This window comes from Pantoea sp. B623, assembly GCF_024814475.1.
Taxonomy (GTDB): domain Bacteria; phylum Pseudomonadota; class Gammaproteobacteria; order Enterobacterales; family Enterobacteriaceae; genus Pantoea; species Pantoea ananatis.
Genome location: NZ_JANUXM010000004.1, coordinates 3961784 through 3983902 on the forward strand (window position 1 = coordinate 3961784; position 22119 = coordinate 3983902).

Sequence of the window (22119 nt, forward strand, 5' to 3'; positions counted from 1 at the left end):
TTTTCATGTCTGGTAAGGTTTTATGGAGTTGTTGAATGTGGTTTTCTGCCAGTATCGCTGGCCGTTTATTGGCGTAATTTTGCTCACCCTGCTGAGTGCCGCATTGGGTATTGGCATGATTGCTTTTATCAATAGCGAAATGATCGTCGCCGTGAATACTTCCCTGACTGTTCTGCCCGCGTTTCTGTTCCAGGTCGTGATGCTGATGGGCGTAACGCTGGCCTCACAGCTGGCGCTGACCTGGCTGGGCCATCAGTTTGTCTGGCGCATGCGTGGCGAATTTATCAAGCGTATCCTGGACACGCGCGTGGAGCGCATCGAACAGATTGGTAGCGCACAACTGCTGGCGGGATTAACCAGCGATGTCCGGGCAATCACCCTCGCTTTTGTCCGATTGCCTGAGTTAATTCAGGGCATCATTATCACGCTCGGTTCAGCGCTGTATCTTGCCTGGCTGTCACCCAGAATGCTGCTGGTCACCAGCGGCTGGCTGGTGGTGACCATCATCGGCGGCTGGATGCTGGTATCGCGGGTTTATCAGCATATGGCGAAGCTACGCGATGTCGAAGACAATCTCTACCGCGATTACCAGACGGTGATCGAGGGGCGAAAAGAGCTACAGCTTAACCGTGAGCGCGCCAGACTCATCTATGAAACGGTTTATCAGCAGGACGCTAACACCTACCGGCACCATATTGTGCGTGCCGATACCTTTCATCTCAGTGCCGTTAACTGGTCAAACATCATGATGCTGGGCGCTATCGGGATGGTGTTTTACATGGCTAACAGTCTGGGATGGGCCAACACGGCCGTCGCGGCCACCTTTTCCCTGACGTTGCTTTTTTTGCGCACGCCGCTGCTGTCCGCGGTCGGCGCTCTGCCTACGCTACTGAGCGCTCAGGTCGCCTTTCGCAAGCTCAATACCTTTGATCTCGCGCCCTATGAACCTGACTTTCCCGCCTTTAACGGCGAAACCGACTGGCAGACGCTTGAATTGCGAGATGTGACCTTTCACTACGGCGATAACGGTTTCCAGGTCGGACCGGTTAACTTGCGGCTCCAGCGCGGCGAGCTGGTGTTTTTAATCGGCGGTAACGGGAGCGGCAAATCGACGCTGGCCATGCTGCTCACCGGACTGTATCGCCCTCAGTCCGGCAGCCTGTTAATCGATGGCAAACCGGTTGATATGGGCGACCTCGATCTCTGGCGCAAACACTTTTCCGCCGTCTTTACCGATGTCCATCTGTTTGATCGCCTGATTGACAGCAAAGGCGATCCGGCGTCACCCGCCCGGATTCAGCAGTGGCTGGAAAAGCTTAAAATGCAGGACAAGCTAAAGATTGAAGGGAATAAGATCCTGAATCTGCAGTTGTCAAAAGGGCAAAGTAAAAGGCTGGCGTTGCTGCTGGCCGTGGCTGAACAGCGCGACGTCCTGCTGCTGGATGAGTGGGCAGCCGATCAGGATCCCCATTTCCGCCGGGTTTTCTATCGTGAACTACTGCCGGCGTTACAGGCCGCCGGTAAAACGGTATTCGCCATCAGCCACGACGACCACTACTTTATTCATGCCGATCGTCTGCTGGAAATGCGTGAGGGTAATCTGTACGAATTAACCGGCCATGCTCGCGACCACGCCAGCCTGGATGCCGTCAGGCTGACTGATACCGGATTATGATGTCTGATGAACGCGATTGACGAGGCTGCCCGATGCCTGACTACCACACTCAGAAGAGGGGCAGAGGGTTGATGCATAAAGGATAAAGCCGCTCAGGGTGAGCGGCTTAGAAAAGGTCTGGTTGACGCTTGAAATCACACGTTGCTTTGCTGTAACGCGGTGTGAGGTTGGTAGCTTGTTATAATCAATCGTTTGGCGGGATGGAGAAGTTTTTCAGTGAAACGACAAAATGTTGTTGGCCTTTGCTGATGCGCGCACCGCGATCGCACCACTGACTTGCCAGACGAAAGAAATCGTCACAACCGATGTCGTATGCCAGCTCCACCTTATTGATACCTGAGTGCAGTAAATTTTCTGCATCCTTCAGGTTTTTAGCTTGGATGATCATATCTGTACCCTCGATTTCAGGAGGAAACAGAATAAGCTTTTTTTATGACAAAAATGTTTCAGTTTGATGAACCGCTGTCTTATTTGTTATTTTTGTGAAGCATTAGACATTAAGGGTTTATCACTAACTCATTAATTAATATCAATAATGGTGATTTTTTAGCAGTTTATCGGGAAAGTCTGATATTGCAACCATCAGCAGCGGGCTGTTCAGCACAGCCCGGCAAACAGAAATCGTTTAGTCCTGTTGATGTCTGTCAGGCAGCAGGCCAATCAGAGGTTTTCAGGTCTGGGCTTCATGCTCACTCTCAGGGCGAAGACGTTCCTGAGCCAGAAAACTCAGGTCGCTGCCTGCAGGACGCTGGTAAATGCGCAGCGAAAAGACGTTAGCGATGGCATATACGTATTCGAAGATGGCCGATTGGGTATGTTCATAATCGACCCAAAGCACAGACGACGTAAAGCAGTAGATCTCAATGGGCAGCCCCTCAGAAGACGGCTTCATTGACCTCACCACGATATACATCTCTTTATGGATATCATCTCGCTGAGCCAGCCAGGCGGTGAGATAGTGACGAAAGATCATCAAATTCGTCATGCCATTTTCAACGAACCAGCGATCGCCGACGGCACTCAGTTCGCGACCATCCATAAGTTTGGACAGTTGTTCATTAATGCCGCGAATCTGCGTCATGGGCTCGAGCATGGCGTGATTTACAAAGCTTATGGACGTTTGATCAATGTAGAAACTGCGCATGATCCGGCGTGCACCGGATGAGAACATGGCCTGCCAGTTGGTATAGGTTTCGGTCAGAAAGGTTTTGGTGGGAACGCGGGACAGAGTATTGTCCCAGTTGCGAATAGTAATGGTGTGAAGGGCGATATCCACTACCTCTCCACTGATATTATTGACCGGAAGCTCTATCCAGTCGCCTAGCTGCAACACATCATTCGAAGAGAGCTGTATATTCGCCACCAGCGACAGTAAGGTGTGCTGAAATATCAACATCAGTACCGCTGCCACCGCACCCAGACTGGAGATAATAATGACTGGCGACTTATTCGACATGATAGCCAGGATCATAATCGCCGAAATGATATGCACCAGAATTTTGCCGACCTGAATATAGCCTTTAATGGAATGGTTTTTACGTTTCGACTTTTTTACGTAGGAGATATTGATAATCTCAAGTACTTCATTAAAGAACAGCGACAGGTAGACCATAAACAAAATGCCGCAGATGGTCTTAATGGCAATCAGCAGATGCTCGGGTAAGTCCGGCATAAACTGCAGCAGGAAGTAGACGGTGATCACCGGAATAAAATTAGACAGCTTTTCAGACAGCCTGACGTCTTTGTCCAGCGGCACCTGATTTTTATGGCTGCTGAAGAACACCTTACGTACGACTTTGACAACCAAAAACTTACAAATCAGATGCGCAACCAGGCCCGCGACAATCAACACAACGATGTTAATAGCAATGGAAAGAGCAGGTTTGTTCTCGATAAAGTGTTGTATGTCGTTCAAATAATTCATGTTAATCGTATGCCTGGAAATTTGTCTGTATTCAATCACAAACCTGATAATGGCGATAAGCGTAGCGTGCGTTTGAACGTCGTGCGAGGGGTAAGTTAATTGAATTGATTTATCATGCCATAGTGCCACTTTACGCCTGTGGCATCGCCGGCCTGTCTGACGCGTGAACAGGGGCGGCAGAGCGGGGCAGTCAACGAAAGTCTGGCTCGTTCAGGCCATGACTGTACTGCCTGTGCTGAGGTTCACGTACGCGTCCTGCGAGCGCTGGCGCGTTCACCAGGGCAGTGCATGGGTAACCGGCTTTGTACTGTGCCACAGAGGTATTTTTCGCCGCCTCATAACGGTCAGTTTCGGCAACAGGTCTTTAGCCTTTCGGTTACTCAGGACAGGCAGATATCAGTATCGTCATATTGTACCGGGGATGCTATGCGCGCGTTAACTCCCTGCATATAAATGAGCATCATTGAATTAAGGTTATATTTTCCCGATGCTCATGATTTTATTGAACCTGTTCCTGCTGTCGCTCAGGCGTGTTTTTTTTTTCTTAGTGACATGTTGTCGGCCTGATTAAAAGGCGCTGCAAAATGCGGGTTTTACACTCTGTATTTATAGCTATTTACGCTAAATATATGGAGGATATCGCCGTAATTTGACTTATGAGAGGCATGCTGTAGGTTAAAAATACCTCAAAAACATATGCTTATCTCCACCTCTTTTCAGGAAGGTGGAAAATGAAAACTCACACTATCTCTAGCAGTCACCCCGGTGGTCGTGTTCAGTCGGCGCGCTCGGGCAGAGTGGGCTTTATTGAAAAAGCCGGTTTTGGCGCCGGCGATGCGGCCTGCAATATGTTGTTTAATCCGATAACCATGTTCTTGTCGTTTTTCTATACGGATATATTTGGCCTTGCGCCGGGCGTGGTGGCGACCATCTTTCTTGTTGTACGATTTGCCGATGCGGTTTTCGACCCCTTTTACGGCGCTTATATTGATAAAACCGCGACGCGATGGGGCCGTTTTCGTCCCTGGATTATAGGCTTTGCCGTACCCTTTGCCATTAGCTGTATGGTGATGTTTTACACACCGGATTTACAGGGGCATGCAAAGGTCATGTATGCCTTTATTACCTATCTGATTTTGTCGCTGCTTTATTCCGGGGTTAACATTCCTTATTGCTCGCTGGGCGGCGTAATCACTACCAACGCGCAAGAACGGGTGTCCTGTCAGCAATTCCGTTTTATGGGCGCCGGGCTCGCCAGCCTGTTCTGCACGCTGACATTACTGCCAATGGTGGCCTTTTTCGGTAACGGAAACCGGCAAATCGGTTTCTTCTGGGTCATCACCATTTTTGCCATCATTTCCCTGTTTTTGTTTGTTTTTTGTGTGGCAACCACCCGGGAGCGCATTACACCCAAGAGCAATGCCGGAGAATCCATTTTCACTATTATCCGGCAAATCACAAAAAACGATCAGTGGGTCGTCTGTGTCTTTGCCATGTTTCTGGACTGTATCCCTTCTTTTGTGCGCGGCGCCGCCTGTATCTACTTTGCGAAGTACGTGATGGGATTAAACGATTACTACGCCACGCTGTTCCTGAGCACCGGCATTGTTGCCGGTATTCTTGGCTCTTACATTACCCCGTTTTTCACGAACCGGTGGTGTAAGGTTCAGGTTTATCAGGCATGCAAAGCGGTCGCGCTGGCGATGTCAGTGGTGTTCTTCTTTTTGCCCGCCCAGAACGTGGTACTGGTGTTTGGCTGGTTTTTTATCCTGTCAGTCATTCATCAGATTGGTGCGCCTATCCTGTGGTCGTTTATCGGTGACGTTGATGACTATGGCGACTGGAAAACAGGCAAGCGCCTGTCTGGGATCTGTGCCTCTGGCAACCTGTTTTCACTCAAAATTGCGCTGGCCGTCAGCGGCGCGATTGTGGGGGCTGTCCTGTCGGTCACCGGTTATCAGGCCAACATTGCTGTGCAAAGCAGCCGCGCCATCGCCGGGATTTATGCGCTGATGGTCTGGATTCCCGTCGTGGGTTATCTGCTGTCTGTGTGGCTGGTCCGTTCGCGCTACATATTGACCACAGCCAAAATGAAAACCATTGAAGACGATCTGTTCTCAACGCATCCCGAGTAAGCCTTTATCCGTAATTCGTTATGAAGACAGAAGGGAAGAAAATGATTACGTACTTTTTCCAAAAACAAAACTACATCGACCGGGTGGACGACGCCCTTTACGGCTCCTTTGTTGAGCATCTTGGGCGCGCTGTCTATAGCGGCATCTATGAACCTGGGCATGCCACGGCGGATCAACACGGCTTTAGGCAGGACGTGGGGGAACTGGTGCAGGATCTGGGGATCAGCACCGTACGTTATCCCGGTGGTAACTTTGTCTCAGGCTATAACTGGCGTGACGGCATTGGCCCGCAAGCCGAGCGCCCGGTCAGGCTGGATTACGCGTGGCTGACGAAAGAAAGCAACCAGTTTGGCATCGATGAGTTCGCCACCTGGTGTGAGAAATATGCGGTGACGCCAATGATCGCCGTCAACCTCGGCACAGGTACGCCGCAGGAGGCCGGTTACTTTATTGAATACTGTAATCTGGCGTCCGGCACTGCGCTCAGCGATCTGCGCATCCAGCATGGTCGGGAAACGCCGTATAATTTTAAACTCTGGTGCCTGGGTAATGAGATGGACGGCGAGTGGCAAACCGGGCAGCTGAGCGCGGAGGATTACGTTAAAAAAGCGCGGGAAACGGCAAAAATCATGCGCTGGGTCGACCGGGATATCAGGCTGGTCGCCTGTGGCAGCTCTAACTCGTTACAGGCCAGCTACCCGGAATGGGATCGTATCGTTCTGGAAGGGCTCTATCATCAGATCGATTACCTTTCATGCCACCATTATTTTGAAAACAGCACCGGTAACCCGCAGGATTTCTTAGCGTCGTTCCAGAGAATGGATGATTTTATTCATACCATCACGGCCACGGCGGACTATGTAAAAGCCAAACTGCGCAGCGATAAAAAGATGATGCTGTCGTTTGATGAATGGAACATCTGGTCAATCGAAGGCGAACCCTGGCAGGATCACTTTATCGATCCCAACAACCTTTATCAGGAAGCGCCGCCCCTGCTGGAGCAGTCTTATACCTTCCTGGACGCGCTGACGTTTGGCGGGCTGATGTGTTCATTACTCAATCATTGTGACCGGGTGAAAATGGCGTCGCTGGCCCAGTTGGTCAATGTGATTGCTCCCATCTTTACCCGCCCCGGCGGCGAGGTGATTCGCCAGACCATCTTCTGGCCTTTCCAGATGGTGAGCCAGTATGGACGCGGGCACGCGCTGCGCTATTTTGCCAACGTTCCCACCGTTAACACGGTGCATGGCGAAACCCGGCAGGTACAAAGCGCGGCGGTGTACAATGAAGAGAGGCAGCAAATTGCCTTCTTTGCGCTCAATACACACGACCATGACGCAACAGACATCAGGTTTATGCTGGATGCGTTTGGTGAGGGAGTACTCTCACAACATATCGTGTTAGCCGGCCATGCGCTGGATGCCAGAAATACCTTCTCTCAGCCGGATAATGTGGTGCCGCAACCCCGCACGCTGACAAATGAGCAGCGTCGCCAGAAACAGGTGTCGCTCCCGCCTCTCAGCTGGAACATGGTGCTGATCGATCTGCAATGCTGAACAGGGATAAACCCGCCAGTGTCGGATGTTTCTGGCGAAGGTGATGAAGCGGCGGAGCCACTCAAAACCCACTATCGCGTGGGTTTTGACCGAACTGGGCCGGGTTTATCAATCGCCTTACTCCAGGATTTCGGCCAGATTTACGATATAACGTGAGGAGATAAAGGCAATTGACCTTTTATCAAATTCCCGTTCATGACGGATATTTGCTAATAGGTTCCAGTAAAAAACCTTCGCCCCATACGGCCGCAGCGACAATCTACAATCTGACAGCGCGTGGGTTTTTTATCATTGTTTATCGCGCCTTTCCGGAATCATGAACCCTGTTTATCGGGGCGACGTTCTACGCATCAGAATAAATGTTTCCCTTAAACGAAATCCTGGCATGATGCTTTTTTAACAGCGCATATTGGCCTTTATTCGCTGTTGGTCATTGATTAACCCGCTCGGCACAGTCATTCCTGACTATCGAACAGCCTGTGTTTTTTATCTGTTATTGACAAATGCAGTTAAATGACGCTCAGGCAGCCGGCACTTTTTTATCCACCACAAAATCAAACTTTGTTAAACCAACACTCTGGGCACTTGTCATCACGAAGGCCACTCGCCCATACGGGGTTCCCTGATCCGCATAGATACGGATATGCGGCGGTTCAGGCAGTTTTGCCGCATCCTGCAGCCGGGCTACAAAGGCGGCGTCATCGAGTGTTTCTTTATCCCAGGCAATATTCCCGTTGGCCGTCAGCGAGATATTCACTGATTTAATGTTCTTATCGACCATGCTGGCGTTAGCTTTGGGCAAATTGACTTTTACCGCCGGATTGATCACCGGCAAGGTAATCATAAAGACAATCAGCAATACCAGCATGACATCAATAAAAGGGGTCATATTAATATCATTGACCAGCGGATCGTCATCTGACTCAAACTGTGATTTACCTGACATACTCATTTTTCACGTCTCCTGAGAAGGCCGCGCTAAACTGGCTGACTGGCGCGAAATGGCTGAACAGGGCTCGACTGAGCTTTATCGCCAGCGTGCAGTTCCTCTACGTTAGACGTAATACGTGAGCCGGTAAGATAATAAGCGTGCAGGTCGTTGGCAAAACGCGCGATGGCGTGCTGAAGGGCGCGGTTGCGACGACTTATGGTGTTAAACCCCAGAACTGCCGGGATAGCCACGAAAAGGCCAAATGCCGTCATGATAAGCGCTTCGCCCACCGGCCCGGCAACGTGAGCCAGATCGGGCTGGTCGGCCATGCTGATGGACTGCAGCGCATGATAGATCCCCCAAACGGTGCCAAGCAAACCTACAAATGGCGCCGTACTGCCAATGGAGGCAAGGATCCCCAGGCCTGATTGCAGATTGGCAGCGCTGTCGTCGATACTGTTTTTCAGGGCGCGGGCCAGCCAGTCGCTAATATCCAGATTGTTGCTGATGCCTGCTTCAATCGTATATTGGTGGGACATGGCCGCGTGTCCGGCGATGGCAAGGTCGCGAAACGGGTTGTTACCGTTGGCACCCAAGGTATCAATGGCTGCCGGTAGCGTCTTTTGACTCCAGAATAAATGCTTGGTGCGGTGGGCTATCTTTTTCATGCCCGCGCCTTGTATGCATTTTATAACAATGACCGACCAGGACATGACCGACATAATTAGCAGGATAATGGCCACTGACCGGGTAATGATGTCACCCTGTTCCCATACATGTTCAATGCCAAACTCATTCATAATGCATCCTCAATTAGTAAGAAAAGCGCCCGCTCATCATCATCCTGCCCTAGCTGGATAATTTGAACGTGATGGGTTGAATCGTCATAACGGAAATCGCCTGGCCGTTTTCCATGTAAGGATTGCAGCGTATTCGGGAAACGGCTTCCATTGCCGCCTGATCCAGATCGTCAAAGCCGCTGCTCCGTGCAATTTCGCGGTGTTTCACCGTGCCATCGGAGTTAATGATCAGGCGGATTAGCACCTCGCCCTGTTCCTGAAGCCGTTTCGCCCTACGTGGATAGTCCGGAGCCGGTACCTGGCAACCCACTGTGGCGACATTCCTGGGGGCAGCATTCGGTACGCTTTTCAGCATTTGCCCTTGAGACGTGGCGGGAATCGCCGTTCGTTCCGCCACTTTTGCATTTTGCACGGGTGAAGGTTTAACCGGTTCGACCGGGTGCGTTTTTTCCGTTAACGTTTTGTGTCGAACAACTGGCTTTGGTTTGGGCTTAGGCGGCACGACTTTTGGCTCAGGTGGCGGTACAACCGGCTTGACGTCATCCTGATCGATTTCGCGCGTGCTGTTATCGGCGGTCAGGACAGGTGGCGCTTTGACGACCTCCGGAACCGGTACGGGTTCAGCAGGCGCCTCGACCATGGTTGCTTCAATACTGGTTTGGGTCGCGGGATTAATAATATTCAGCGGATGGTATTGAGTGGTGTGGGTAATAGCCATGGCAATCAGTGCCAGGTGCAAGATAACCACCGCGCTCACCGCCAGCTTTGGCAGATTTTTTTTACAGGAACTCTGCGCGCCTTGCGGAGCAATCAGGGGAGCCGTTGGTATTACAGGCACTGAAAGATGATCTTTGAAAATAAGGCGCTCTGCTTTCACTACTACCTCACGATAAATCGCTACTGCTTAATGATTCTCAGCAGCAGTTTCTGGAAGACTTATCCTGTATGTGCAACGAGAATGAAAAAATGACACCGGCCGGGGAAGAAAAAACGCAAATTTTTATGACGCGGCCGGCTCGATCCTGATCCAGTAATTCGTAGTGCGAGTGATCGCAATCGGCATTGTTTGGGCAAGCGCGTCGAGCGTGTAGGGAATATTATCAAGCGGGAAGTTGCCGCTGACTCGCAGGTCAGCGACGGCCGGGGCGACGCGAATGACGGCAGGACTGTAATTTTTCAGTGAGTTAATCACGGAACCCAGCGTAGCATCTTTCACTTCCAGGCGACCCTGCGTCCATGCGGTTTCCTCATAGGGCGAGACGCCCAGCGGAATAAACGACTGATGATCGAACCACAGGCCGTGGCCTGCCTGAACCTGCCGACTGTCACCGTTTCGATTGGTCACTTTTACCACCGCGTTCAGGACGGCCAAATGAATACCGCTCGATTCCTGCCGAACATGGAAACGGGCTTCCTGCGCAAGAATTCGCCCTGCGTGGGTGGCAATGGTGAACGGGCGTTGATCGTCGACCACTTCGGCAATGATGCCACCGGTGCGCAGTTCCACTTTGCGCAAGGTTTCATCCAGCGAAATATTCAACGCCGTGCGGGCATTCATATCCAGCGTGCTGCCGTCGTTAAGTTGGATCCTGCGCCGCTGTCCGGTATCGGTATAAGCATCGGATAACAGGTAGGGCAAAGGATATCGCTGGTTTAATATCAACCCACTGAACACACCTAACGCGGCAACGCCACAGGCTTTTTGCAGGAACTGACGGCGGCTTGACGGCGCAAGCAACGTCTGGCGCAGATTTTCTGTGGGTATACTGTGGTTTAGCGTCTGAATCTTACCCAACGTTGCTTCAATTTTTGCACAGGCGGCGTCGTGACGATCGTCGGAATAACGCCAGCGCTCATACTGCCGGAAGTCATCTTCTGTGGCATCGCCCGAGCGTAACAGCACCATCCACTCAATTGCTTCCTGCGCGACGTCGTCGGGACGCTGGGTAAGTTTCATTTGTGATGTCCCGCCATCGGGTCAGATTGACCCTGAGCCACCAGATAACAATTCGTCAGTGCTTTAGCCACATATTTACGCACCATACTGGCTGATACGCCAAGCTCTTTAGCGATTTCAGCATAGGTCATGCCATCCAGTTGGTTGAGCAAAAAGGCCTTTCTCGCATTTACGGCCAGGCCATCCAGAGCGCGATCGATAGCCAGTAAAGACTCCATCACCATCTCCAGTTCTTCGGGCGAGGGGTGACAATGCTGTGGGCTATCCGCCAGAGCTTTGAGATAAGCCTGTTCAAGGTCGCGGCGTCGCCAGTTTTCATATAACACGCGCTGGGCCAGTGTCGTCAGCATGGCCCTCGGCTCGCGAATGTGGGGCAGTTCCGGAATTGCCGCCAGACGTAAAAACGCTTCAGAAGCGATATCTTCTGCCATGGTGCCGTAGCTAATTCGACGCCGTAATTTATCCGTCAGCCAGCGATAATCGCTGCGAAAAATAAGCGTTAATATATCTGAACGATCGGTCATGTCGGCAGGCATAATGTCCCCCATCTGAAAACTTAACACCTTTCTCAGCGCCTCAATAAAGACCGAGAAATGGAACCCACTTTCTACCTTGCGCTAAGGTGCAGCTTATTGTGGGAAAAACCTTTGCCTACCAAGCAAAAGAAAGGCCAATGTGTTTCCGGACTTTTCTTTTTTAAGTTTATTTTTTTATTTATTACTATTCAGCTTGTTATAAATGCATCGTTACGCTCTGCCACTCACTTCTCTTGTGCCATCTTTTTGACGCTTGAAGGCCAGCCTCAGTAGGCTGCACCGCAAAGGTGCTGCGTTCATCTGTCGCTGACGGCGGAGACAAGACAGAACGAAAGATAAGAGTATGATTTTTTTTATTAACGCGTTTCATCTTCCTGACGTGAAGCGTCATTGATGCGAGTGTTGATTCACCAGAGAGCGCCCAGTAAAAGCTCACATCCAATTAAGCACCAGAATGGTGCGCTAATGCGTCGCCGTTCACTCGGCGTTGGGTTACACAGTGATGAATAACTTATAAATTAATTTTGAATTTAAATAGTTAATATTATTAATGTTTTCAAGTTAAGTGATTTTTTTCACACAAACACCCTAATGAGGTGTCACTTTTTAAATCTCATTGCACATACCTACTGAGAAGAATAATCGACTCATAACAATATGACGTAGTCCCTTTACCTTTTCTGCTGGAGCTGTAGCAATGAACGAAGCACCGCATCATGCAAAGAAAACGTATTTTACCCAAGGCCGTCTGGCGTTGGCGGTAAATATTGCCCTGGCCATTACTGCCTTTCCGCTACTTGCGTTGCAGGAAGGTTATGCTGCAGCGCCTGCGGCAATCAATTATTCCGTGCCTTCGGGTTCTCTGGAGCAAGGTTTATTAGCGATAGCCCGTCAAAGTCATCAAACCATCTCGTTCGATCCTAAACTGGTGGCGCCTTACCAGGCTAAACAGATTAAAGGTCACTTCACGCTGAAGCAGGCTATTTTGCAACAGTTGCAGGGAACGCCACTTTCCGTCACTACCACGCCTAATGGTACGCTGACTATCTATGCGATGAATCCCACCTCGCCGGTTAAACCCGCCTCAGATTTGCAAGCTGCGCAGGACAGCGGTCAGACTCTGCCAACGATTACCGTTAACGGTGAGGCAGAACGCAGCGAAGATGAAACGGTATATAATCCATCAATGTCGAGTTCTGCGACGCGCACCAATTTATCCCTGCAGGATACGGCACAGTCCGTTCAGGTCATCAGCCGCAAAGTGCTGGACGATCAGCAGGCCACCTCTGTGGAAGATGCGCTGCGTAACGTAGGAGGGGTCAATCTTAGTACCGGTAATCGCGGACAAAATGGCGTTAGCATCCGTGGTTTTGCCATCACCTCAGGTTCCACAGACGGCGTATCCAATCCCAGCAACGCGGTAAACGGCAGCCCTTTAGGTTACTCCAGTATTGATGGTGTTGAGCGTATTGAGGTATTAAAAGGACCACAGGCGGTATTAGCAGGAAACAGCTCACCTGCGGGTTCGGTTAACGTTGTCCGTAAAGCGCCGACGGCTTACCCACTGCATACAATAAAAGTCGAGGTGGCCAAATATGGTGAAGTCAAAACCGCAATCGATCTCGGCGGACCATTAAACGACGATAAAACGTTCCGCTACCGCCTTAATGCATCCACCATGCACTCCGATAACAGCTTCCCGGATTTTAATGGTAATCGTGCCGACTACCTTGCACCGGTTCTCGCATGGGAAGGGGAAAAAACACATATAAAAGTGGGCGCCGAATTTACCAATACCCGAAAATCAGGCCCTGCAGCAACTCTTTATAGTAACGGCCATATTTTAAAACTGCCTGAATACCGACTGGGTGATAAAGATGACCACTTCGCTCTTGATTCTAAAACTACCTATTATGAACTAAAGCAGGATCTGTCAGATAACTGGTCGTTTAACAGTAAAGCCGCTTATGTGGACAGCGTGAATAATTTCCGCGTTCATGAAGTTTACAATGCCGCGCGCAATGGCAATTTACTGAGCCACGAGCTGGGTATCAGACAGGACACCACGTCCTTAAGCCTGCAGAACGATATCCGGGGCAAATTCGATACCGGGCCGTTAACCCATAATGTTCTGGTGGGTTATGATTACCAACATACAGAGACCACCGACTGGGAACTGGCTCAAGGGCGAATCTTCACGACGGGAAATTATAACAATCCTGACAGCCTTTCTTTTCCGCCAATACCCGATCCAACCGCTAAAAACTATAATACGCTCGAACAACAAAAGGGAATTATTCTTCAGGACCAGATTGATTTCTGGAAAAAGCTGCATCTGCAATTGTCCGCCAAGCGAGCGCAATGGACGTCAAAATCGACAGCCTATGTTTCACCGACGCGCACTTTAATTACCTTTTCAGATGAAACGAAATGGGTGCCCAGCTACGGTGTGAGTTATGACATTACGCCTGAGGTCACCGTCTATGCTAATTTACTCAACAGTTTTCAGACAAGTGGATTGCTGGACCCCCGGACCGGAAGTGCATTTGCACCTTCCACAGGAAAATCGAAGGAGGCCGGCTTTAAATTCAGTCTGCTCGACGATAACCTGACGATTACGACGTCAGCCTTTGACATTATTCAAAAAAATCTCATCATTACGAATTTTGCCGGTCAACCAGTCGGGACACAGGGAAGGGAAACCAAAGGTTTCGATTTCGATTTAAATGGTCAGATATTGCCGGGCTGGAATATCACCACCAGTTATACTTTCTCTCAGTCAAAAGATCCCGACAACGCGGCACTTATCGGTTACCAAAGCAAAGTTGTGGGTCAGCCAAAACATACCGCGAGCCTCTGGACCACCTATGAAATACAGCAAGGGAAATTACAGGGACTGGGTGCGGGTGTCGGGGTACAGGCAGCAAGCAGTACCTGGAACGGTTACAGAAACAACTATTTTAAAGAGGGCGGTTGGGCCCAAACGGATGCCTCCGTTTTCTATCATCAGCCTAAATATACGGTGACGCTGGGCGTGAATAATATATTTAATCGCACACTCTATTATTACACCTCAACCCCTCAGTTTATCAGTGTGAAACCTGACAGGACAGCACGTCTGACGCTGACTTATTCGTTCTGATACATGTAAATCACCAGAGTATACTAACGTGGTAAATAAAATCCCATCGGATGATAACCGTCCGGGTACGTGGCAATTAATCTATCCTTTCTGGATATCATCAGAGAAATGGCTGGCTATATTATTACTGGCTGTCATCCTGACAATTAATTTTACCACGACCTATGCCTTTGTCGCATTGAACAGGCTACACGGAAAATTAACCGATGCACTGGTCGCACTTAACTGGCCGGTAATCAGCAATGTCATGATTGAAAGCCTGATTATCGGCGCGTTAACCACGGTATTGCCTTTGATAAGCGTACTGGCGATAAACTATCTCACGTTGCGATGGCGGACATGGATGACCGCTCGCTTTGTGGAACGCTGGACAGAACATCCTGCTTATTATCAGTTAGAACGGGACAACGTTATCAGCAACAGCGATCAACGCGTTGCGGAAGATATCAATCTTTTTACCGACGTCACAATCAATTTATCGACCAACATTATTAATGTGCTGGTCAACATGGTCACTTTCACCATTGTGCTGTGGGGATTATCAGGCGCGTTATCCATTAGCCTGGGCAGCACGACATTATCTATTCCCGGTTACATGGTGATTGTCGTCTATTTGTATTCTGTTGCCCACCTCGCGCTGGCGCACTGGCTGGGTAAAGTCCTGATCGGCGTGAATATGAATAAACAAACGGTGGAAGCTGACTTTCGTTTCCTTGGCATGCAGGTTCGGGAAAACGCCGAGCAAATTGCTTTTTTTGAAGGTGGAGAGCGTGAACGGCGGCGGCTATTTTCGCGCTTTGAACGGGTGCGCGCCAATACCCTGCTGATGATGCGTAAGACGTTCAGACTCAACTTTTTCCAGAGCTTTTTTTCGCAGGTATTTTCGCCCTTACCCACGCTGCTGGCACTCCCGTTGCTACTGTCGGGAAAAATAACGATGGGCGGCCTGACGCAAATCACGATGGCCTACGGAACCTTGCTTAGCACGCTTTCTTTTTTCCCACAGGCTTATCAGTCATTTACCAACTGGATGGCGCTGTCCAACCGACTTCGTGATCTGCTCTGGGCGTTAAATAAAGCGCGCGATAAGCCCTCAGGGATTTTACTGAAGCATCAGGGGACGCGCCTGCAGTGCGAGAACCTGACGCTTCGGCAGCCAGATGGTTCATTACTGTCCCATCTGCCGCACTGGCAGGTACAGGCGGGCGAGCGCTGGGTGATTCGTGGCCGTTCGGGCTGTGGTAAGAGCACGCTATTACGCGCCTGCGCCGGGCTCTGGCCTTATGGCGAAGGCACTATTATTGCCCCCGAGTCTGTTCGTACGCTTTTTTTACCCCAGAAAAGCTATATCCCGGTAGGCACGTTAAAAAGTGCGCTGACCTATCCGCTTGAACCTGACGTTTTTACCGATCAGCAGTGCCAACAGGCGTTAATTGACTGCTGCCTGGAGGCTCACGCCGCTTCGTTAACACAATTTGACCGCTGGCAGCAGGTGCTCTCCGGCGGCGAACAGCAACGGCTGGCGATGGCCCGGGTGCTGTTGCACAAACCCGAAATGCTGTTTCTTGATGAAGCGACCAGCGCACTCGATCCGCAGACAGAAAACCGACTTTATCAGGCGCTTATCGACCAGTTGCCCAACTGTACGCTTATCAGCGTGGCACACCGTAAAGAGCTTGAACACTTCCACCCTCATATTCTCACGCTCACGGCCCGTTAATGAGCGTTAACGCTTGCAAAGGAAACACTATGACGCATAAATCCATTGTATTAACCGATCTTGAGCTTGATGTCTTTCTGGCCGATGCTCAGTTACCGGTTCTCGTCGATCTCTGGGCCCCCTGGTGCGCGCCTTGCCGAGCGATGTCGCCGATTATCGATAAGCTGGCCCGCAACACGGCGGGACATTTACTGGTCGCCAAACTTGATGTCGAAAAATATCCTTCCATCATGCAGCGCTTTAGCGTACGGGGCATTCCCACCTTATTGCTGTTTAACCCGGCTCAGGACCCGGTTCGGTTAGTGGGCGCTCAGTCTCTGGCTCAGCTCAACGAATGGCTTGCCAACCATCAGGTCAACATCTCGGTACCCACAGTGCACGTACAGCAGGACGAAAGTCTGGAATGGGGCAGTTTCTATGGGGATGACGAACTGCTCGCTTTTATTGCGGCACGTGTACTGCGACATGCCCGCGAGCGAGAGATTACCACGGGCCAGAGTCGCTACTGGATCGAGGGTAAAGGCACCCTTGCGGCGGCGATGGTCCATCAACCCGACAGTAATGCATTTGAACGTATCACCGGGCTTTCCGCTGCACTGGGCTGCCTGCTTGACCGTTGTGAATATCTCACGGTGGAACAGGTGGAAGGCCTGTTTGGGGCGTTACGGGCAGGTAAAGATTACCGGCTGGTGCCACCAGCGTTTATGCAGTGGTGGCTGAGCGATGGGTTCTTCCCCTGGGATAATCATCTGCGTGCGCCCGAGCTAATAACGCTACTGGCGCAGTGGCAAACACTGTGCGCTGACCGGTTTGCCGGACGCGAAACGACACCGCAGGCCTGGGCCGATATTGGCAATCTGGCATCTTCCCTGTTGTCTGGCTTCCAAACGTCAGACCGACAGCTGGAAAAGATAGTCGCCATGATGATCCAACATCTTTCACCGTTTCCTGTTACGACCGACGGTGAACGGTGGGACATCATCACGAAAAATATGAACTGGGCGCATTTCCACATTATGCAAATCCACTCAGGCTGGAGCGACGACGATCGCGCCACACCAGAGAAGCGAATGGGATGGTTTATGGCGAAAGAGCGTCAAACGCCGACGGGCAAGCTCACTCAGGGGGAGATCGCCCAGCTCAGAGAAGAATGGAAGTCGCTAAATGGTGAATTTATTAGTAAAGAAAACGCGCTTCATCAAAACCTGTTGCAGCTTGCGCTGCCAATAAGCACAGCATCGCAAACGGTTTTGAATCGCCTGCTTGCCGCGGCACCGGACCTTTAATAATGATGCATAAACAGGGGGCCGCTATGGCAAATACGTTGGCGCACAGCCGGGTTCAGCTGTCGGACCTGGCTGATAGCGTTATCAGGATGGCCTTGCAGGAAGGGGCTTCCGATGCGCAGGTGATGTTTAACGAAAGCACAGGACTGCTACTTGAAATGCGTCAGGGCCGGTTAAAAACGCGCACCCGCGCCAGTCAATCCAGCCTGTTTCTCACCGTTTACCGAGGTCATCATAAGGGAACGACCAGCTCAACGAACTATTCGTCTGCAAGCCTGCGTGAAACGGTGCAGGCCGCATGCCGTATTGCAGGTTACACCGGCGAAGATCGTTTCGCCGGACTGGCGGAGGCACGCTTTCTTTGCCGTGCATCGGACGAACTGGACCTCTGGCATCCCTGGAACCTCGACGAAGCCGATGCGACAGCACTGGCAAAGCGCATAGAGGCCGGGATTGTTTCAGCGGGTGACGACGTCATTAGCGACGGTGTTACCGTGCACACCGGGCACTCGGACTGCTTCATCATGAACAGTCATGGATTTAGCTGCAGCGAACGCCAGAGCAATCACCTGATGGCAGCCCGCGCGCTGGCCCGTAAGCAGAATCGCAGCCTGCTGGATTTCCATTTCTCGGTTGCCCGCCACGCCCAGTCACTCATGGCACCGGAAGAGATTGGACGCCGGGCTGGAAATGGCGCGATAGCGGCGCTGGATACTGCCCCGCTTCAGGGCAGCCAGCGCTGTCCGGTCTTGTTTGACGCTAAATGTGCGCTGTCTTTGCTTGACCATCTGGTTCAGGCGACCAGCGGTAGCGTGCTGTATCACCGTAACAGCTTCCTCGCTGACAGACTGGGCGAGACGGTTTTCAGCGACCACGTCAGCGTCACTGAAGATCCCTTCGCGCCGCAGGGGCTCGCCAGCCGGTCATTCGACGGCGACGGTATCGGCGGCACAACCCGCAAGATCGTTAATCAGGGGATTCTGGCGGGTTTTTTCCTCTCAGCTTATGCCGCGCGCCATCTCGATATGGCTCCGACCGGGAATGGCTGGGGGCCGGGAAACCTGTCTCTGACCAGCAGCCTGACGCAGAAGGGCGATGATTTCGACGCGATGGTAAAAAAACTTCATACCGGGCTGATCGTGACCAGTTTCAGCGGCGGCGGGCCACGGTTGATTAACGGTGATTACTCGCGAAGCCTGCGGGGTTTTTGGGCTGAAGGCGGGCAAATACGGTACGCCGTTGATGGCGTTACGGTGGCGGGTAACCTGGCCGAAATGTTCCGCAACATTGTGGCTATCGGGACTGACGTGATAACCCAGGGCGCACTGACTTCCGGGTCTGTATTAATTGATAACCTTCAGGTGGCAGGACGCTGAGCCAAAGGAGTTTTACTATGAGTCAAACAGGCACAACCACTCGCCTGGTACAGGCCAAACAGCAATTGCTGGAACCCTACGGCCTGAGCGATGCCCTGCTACAGGACATCATGGGACGGATTCTCGTCCATCGGGTCGATTACGCCGATTTATATGTGCAGAGTCTTCGCCATGAAAGTTGGGCAATGGAAAATGGCGTGGTGAACTTTGGATCGTTTGATGTCGATCAGGGGTTCGGCCTGCGTGCGGTAGAGTACGATCAGACCGCCTTCGCTTATTCTCAGCATCTTGATCTCAAACATTTGCGCGAAGCCGCGCGATCGGTGCGGACCATCGCTAAGCATTGCTGTCTCGCCCTGCCTGAACCTGTTAAAGCCCGGCCCGAGTCAACGCATATCGGCTCCCGCGATCCCTTAGTGGCATGGGAGGCGGCAGAGAAAATCAGTCTGCTGGAAAAAATCAACCAAATGACTCGTGCGCTTGACCCACGGGTGATTCAGGTCACGGCCAGCCTTCGATTGTCCCATTCGGTTAACTATGTCCTGCGCCATGATTTTTATCAGGCTGCAGATATTCGTCCGATGCTGCTGTTGCAGGTCAGCGTCATCGTCGAGCAGCGGGGCGTCCGTGAGTCGGCCACGACCGGCATAGGTGGGCGCGGCGATTTCAACATGTTCAACGATCAGGTGCTGCAACAGACTTTACGCACGATGGTGGATTCAGCACTGATAAATTTAGAGGCGGTTGCGGCCCCGTCCGGCGGAATGCCTGTTGTCATTGCCGCCGGATGGCCCGGCATGTTGTTGCATGAAGCGATGGGGCATGGCTTTGAAGGTGACTATAACCGGCTGGGTACCTCAGTTTACGCAGGGCGCATCGGAGAGAGAGTTGCACCACTTGGGGTGAATATCGTCGATGACGGCACGCTACAGGGGCGCCGGGGTTCGCTCAATACAGATGATGAGGGGCACCCGACGCAGTGCACCTCATTGATTGAAGACGGTATTCTGCAAGGTTATATGCACGACAGCCTGAGTGCCCGTCTGATGAAACTTCCCCCCACTGGCAATGGCCGACGTCAGTCCTACGCGTATCTTCCTATGCCGCGCATGACAAACACCTTTATGCGTAATGGCCAGTATGAACCTGAGGAGATCATTGCGTCTGTTAAACGTGGATTATATCTGGCTAACCTGGGCAGCGGACAGGTGGATATCGTCAGTGGCCAATATAGCTTTCAAAGCGCGCTGGCCTACCTGATCGAAGACGGCAAAATTACAACACCGGTTAAAGGCGCCACGCTGACCGGAAAGGGACCGGAAACGCTGCAGCAGATCAGCATGGTTGGCAACGATCTGGCTCTGGATCGTGGCGTCGCCACCTGCGGGAAATCGGGACAAAATGTTCCAGTGGGCGTAGGGCAACCGACGCTTAAAGTGGATAACCTCATCGTTGGCGGCACGCGCCAGCGATGAGGTCATCATCCGACGAAACCGGTCTGTGGCGCTTGTCGCTTTGACGGACGCTACGGGTGGGCTGACCGCTGTTCAAATGTCGATGCCAGCGTTTTCGCGCGCTGCGGACGCGCCAGAGCCCGCAGCGATCATGTGTTTTATAAGCCAAAAATGAACCTGCCGTCACTGACTGGCGGTAAGGGGAATCTTGAGACGGTTAACGCTTTCTCGGGTAAGGAATGATGATGAAATTAACGCCATCCTGGACTGATGCATTTGCCCGGATGCCATTAACCTATTTGCGCCAGGAATATCCCAGTCATCTTGTACACTTAATGCTTGATGACAGTGATGCCTTGTCGCCACGTGTACTGCATCCGGTTTTCTATGGCTGCTACGACTGGCACTCTGCGGTACACGGTTACTGGCTGTTGCTCCGTGCCCTGAGCCTTTATCCCACGTTGTCATGCCGTGATGAAATCATTGCTGTTTTTCATGCGCATTTTACTGAAGAAAATATCGCGCAGGAACGTGCTTATTTTACCGTACCGTTTCGCACGGCGTTCGAACGTCCTTACGGTTATGCATGGTTGCTTGGCTTATCCGGGGAGCTGAAAAAATCTGCCTTGCCGCAGGCTGCGCAGTGGTATCAGAGGCTTGAGCCACTGACGCAGGACATTCGCAGTCGCTTTATCGACTACTTCAGTAAGCTGACCTACGCTATTCGGGTCGGGACCCATACCAATTCTGCCTTCGCGCTGATGTTAGCACTGGATTACGCACGCACTTTAGAGGACAGCTTGCTGGAAAACGTCATCGTTAATGTCGCAGAACGTTTTTACCGCGAGGACACTGATTATCCAGCACATTATGAACCCGGTGGGGACGAATACCTTTCTGGTGCATTAACGGAAGCCATGTTAATGAGTAAAGTCACCGTTAACTTCGCCAACTGGTTCGATGCATTTCTACCTGATATCGCCAGTAAGACCGCGCTGATGCAGCCTGCAGAGGTCAGCGATCGTACCGATCCCACCATCACACATCTTGACGGATTGAATCTCAGCAGAGCCTGGTGCTTTAGGCATCTTGCTGTTGCATTGCCAAACGCTCATCCCGCTGTCTCGTTGCTTCAGGCCGCAGCCGAACGGCATCTGACAGCCAGTCTCCCTCACGTGGTGGGCAGCCATTACAGCGGCGGCCACTGGCTTGCCAGCTTTGCACTGCTGGCTTTGGCGTCGCCTGTTGACGGCCAGGCTCATCATCAAACGTGATCTCGCGTTTGAGATCCTCTCCGGCATCCTGAGGTTACGATAACAAGATACGTAGCAGTAAACCGATGGTCCTGTAGATATCGCAGGGAATTTGTCATGACGCTGTTTTCAATGACAAAGCGCGGTCCGTTTGCGGCAAAGACGTTGACGCCGTTTGGCATCTTGACGCTAGAGCCTGCGCTTTTTCTGGGTGCGGGCGTGGGACGTTTTTGGGGCACGAGGGCAGAAATGTACTGGACGATGATGTGCGAAGCGGCGTTGTCTCATGCCACGCGCTTCTGCTATCTGATCACAGCAAAATGATGGCTGGTTTTACCATTGTTTTACCCTCACCAATCGCAGGCAATAAAAAA

The 22119-nt window shown here is 51.5% G+C and carries 17 protein-coding genes; 10 read left to right on the plus strand and 7 right to left on the minus strand.

Going from position 1 to position 22119, the window contains the following annotated elements; genetic code table 11:
• Positions 1-22: 22 nt before the first annotated feature.
• Positions 23-1675, plus strand: coding sequence for a multidrug ABC transporter permease/ATP-binding protein (locus NXS97_RS20430; RefSeq protein WP_259232790.1), 1653 nt, complete (start codon positions 23-25; stop codon positions 1673-1675).
• A gap of 184 nt (positions 1676-1859) precedes the next feature.
• On the opposite strand, the gene NXS97_RS20435 is transcribed toward NXS97_RS20430, so the two are convergent.
• Positions 1860-2063, minus strand: coding sequence for a hypothetical protein (locus NXS97_RS20435; protein WP_013026476.1), 204 nt, complete (start codon positions 2061-2063; stop codon positions 1860-1862).
• A gap of 282 nt (positions 2064-2345) precedes the next feature.
• Positions 2346-3599 (minus strand): mechanosensitive ion channel family protein, encoded by a 1254-nt coding sequence (locus NXS97_RS20440; protein WP_014594147.1) that lies wholly within the window; start codon positions 3597-3599, stop codon positions 2346-2348.
• 731 nt (positions 3600-4330) lie between these two features.
• Here NXS97_RS20440 and NXS97_RS20445 point away from each other — a divergent pair.
• The gene (locus NXS97_RS20445) at positions 4331-5734 is read left to right on the plus strand and encodes a glycoside-pentoside-hexuronide (GPH):cation symporter (protein WP_019106567.1); all 1404 of its coding nucleotides are present in this window, start codon (positions 4331-4333) and stop codon (positions 5732-5734) included.
• Positions 5735-5775: 41 nt separating this feature from the next.
• Positions 5776-7290, plus strand: a complete 1515-nt coding sequence (locus NXS97_RS20450; RefSeq protein ID WP_104933522.1) for an alpha-N-arabinofuranosidase — start codon at positions 5776-5778, stop codon at positions 7288-7290.
• Between the two features lie 520 nt (positions 7291-7810).
• Here NXS97_RS20450 and NXS97_RS20455 read toward each other — a convergent pair.
• The 5 genes from NXS97_RS20455 to NXS97_RS20475 form a co-directional block, all read right to left on the minus strand.
• Positions 7811-8242: a biopolymer transporter ExbD gene (locus NXS97_RS20455; RefSeq protein WP_013026472.1), complete on the minus strand. Its 432-nt coding sequence runs from the start codon at positions 8240-8242 to the stop codon at positions 7811-7813.
• 26 nt (positions 8243-8268) lie between these two features.
• Entirely contained in the window at positions 8269-9021 is a 753-nt protein-coding gene (locus NXS97_RS20460) for a MotA/TolQ/ExbB proton channel family protein (RefSeq protein WP_013026471.1), read from the minus strand.
• 49 nt (positions 9022-9070) lie between these two features.
• Positions 9071-9769 (minus strand): energy transducer TonB, encoded by a 699-nt coding sequence (locus NXS97_RS20465; protein ID WP_227008702.1) that lies wholly within the window; start codon positions 9767-9769, stop codon positions 9071-9073.
• Positions 9770-10021: 252 nt separating this feature from the next.
• The gene (locus NXS97_RS20470) at positions 10022-10978 is read right to left on the minus strand and encodes a FecR family protein (RefSeq protein ID WP_013026469.1); all 957 of its coding nucleotides are present in this window, start codon (positions 10976-10978) and stop codon (positions 10022-10024) included.
• Positions 10975-11526 (minus strand): sigma-70 family RNA polymerase sigma factor, encoded by a 552-nt coding sequence (locus NXS97_RS20475; RefSeq protein ID WP_019106564.1) that lies wholly within the window; start codon positions 11524-11526, stop codon positions 10975-10977. The genes NXS97_RS20470 and NXS97_RS20475 overlap by 4 nt, the downstream gene beginning before the upstream one ends.
• Positions 11527-12211: 685 nt before the next feature.
• Between NXS97_RS20475 and NXS97_RS20480 the strand changes: the two genes are divergently transcribed.
• The 7 genes from NXS97_RS20480 to NXS97_RS20510 all read left to right on the plus strand — a co-directional run bounded on the left by NXS97_RS20480 (position 12212) and on the right by NXS97_RS20510 (position 22069).
• Positions 12212-14656, plus strand: coding sequence for a TonB-dependent receptor (locus NXS97_RS20480; RefSeq protein WP_072138884.1), 2445 nt, complete (start codon positions 12212-12214; stop codon positions 14654-14656).
• Between the two features lie 28 nt (positions 14657-14684).
• A complete protein-coding gene (locus NXS97_RS20485) occupies positions 14685-16376 on the plus strand; it encodes an ABC transporter ATP-binding protein/permease (RefSeq protein WP_019106562.1) in 1692 nt (563 codons plus the stop codon).
• 29 nt (positions 16377-16405) lie between these two features.
• Positions 16406-17662: a co-chaperone YbbN gene (locus NXS97_RS20490; protein WP_042678204.1), complete on the plus strand. Its 1257-nt coding sequence runs from the start codon at positions 16406-16408 to the stop codon at positions 17660-17662.
• A gap of 26 nt (positions 17663-17688) precedes the next feature.
• Positions 17689-19038 (plus strand): TldD/PmbA family protein, encoded by a 1350-nt coding sequence (locus tag NXS97_RS20495; RefSeq protein WP_246874115.1) that lies wholly within the window; start codon positions 17689-17691, stop codon positions 19036-19038.
• A gap of 17 nt (positions 19039-19055) precedes the next feature.
• A complete protein-coding gene (tldD, locus tag NXS97_RS20500; RefSeq protein WP_112900141.1) occupies positions 19056-20513 on the plus strand; it encodes a metalloprotease TldD in 1458 nt (485 codons plus the stop codon).
• A gap of 224 nt (positions 20514-20737) precedes the next feature.
• Positions 20738-21766, plus strand: a complete 1029-nt coding sequence (locus NXS97_RS20505; RefSeq protein ID WP_042678205.1) for a DUF2891 domain-containing protein — start codon at positions 20738-20740, stop codon at positions 21764-21766.
• 96 nt (positions 21767-21862) lie between these two features.
• Positions 21863-22069 carry a hypothetical protein gene (locus NXS97_RS20510; protein ID WP_015699874.1) on the plus strand — a complete coding sequence of 69 codons (207 nt, stop codon included), beginning with the start codon at positions 21863-21865 and terminating at the stop codon, positions 22067-22069.
• Positions 22070-22119 lie beyond the last annotated feature (50 nt).

Excerpts from the sequence above, each read along its gene's own strand:
- NXS97_RS20505 (WP_042678205.1), top strand. The coding sequence starts at position 20,738 with ATGAAATTAACGCCATCCTGGACTGATGCATTTGCCCGGATGCCATTA.
- NXS97_RS20495 (WP_246874115.1), top strand. The coding sequence starts at position 17,689 with ATGGCAAATACGTTGGCGCACAGCCGGGTTCAGCTGTCGGACCTGGCT.
- NXS97_RS20435 (WP_013026476.1), bottom strand. The coding sequence starts at position 2,063 with ATGATCATCCAAGCTAAAAACCTGAAGGATGCAGAAAATTTACTGCAC.
- NXS97_RS20510 (WP_015699874.1), top strand. The coding sequence starts at position 21,863 with ATGACGCTGTTTTCAATGACAAAGCGCGGTCCGTTTGCGGCAAAGACG.
- NXS97_RS20440 (WP_014594147.1), bottom strand. The coding sequence starts at position 3,599 with ATGAATTATTTGAACGACATACAACACTTTATCGAGAACAAACCTGCT.
- NXS97_RS20475 (WP_019106564.1), bottom strand. The coding sequence starts at position 11,526 with ATGGGGGACATTATGCCTGCCGACATGACCGATCGTTCAGATATATTA.
- NXS97_RS20480 (WP_072138884.1), top strand. The coding sequence starts at position 12,212 with ATGAACGAAGCACCGCATCATGCAAAGAAAACGTATTTTACCCAAGGC.
- NXS97_RS20430 (WP_259232790.1), top strand. The coding sequence starts at position 23 with ATGGAGTTGTTGAATGTGGTTTTCTGCCAGTATCGCTGGCCGTTTATT.
- NXS97_RS20450 (WP_104933522.1), top strand. The coding sequence starts at position 5,776 with ATGATTACGTACTTTTTCCAAAAACAAAACTACATCGACCGGGTGGAC.
- NXS97_RS20455 (WP_013026472.1), bottom strand. The coding sequence starts at position 8,242 with ATGAGTATGTCAGGTAAATCACAGTTTGAGTCAGATGACGATCCGCTG.
- NXS97_RS20470 (WP_013026469.1), bottom strand. The coding sequence starts at position 10,978 with ATGAAACTTACCCAGCGTCCCGACGACGTCGCGCAGGAAGCAATTGAG.
- NXS97_RS20445 (WP_019106567.1), top strand. The coding sequence starts at position 4,331 with ATGAAAACTCACACTATCTCTAGCAGTCACCCCGGTGGTCGTGTTCAG.
- tldD (WP_112900141.1), top strand. The coding sequence starts at position 19,056 with ATGAGTCAAACAGGCACAACCACTCGCCTGGTACAGGCCAAACAGCAA.
- NXS97_RS20490 (WP_042678204.1), top strand. The coding sequence starts at position 16,406 with ATGACGCATAAATCCATTGTATTAACCGATCTTGAGCTTGATGTCTTT.
- NXS97_RS20460 (WP_013026471.1), bottom strand. The coding sequence starts at position 9,021 with ATGAATGAGTTTGGCATTGAACATGTATGGGAACAGGGTGACATCATT.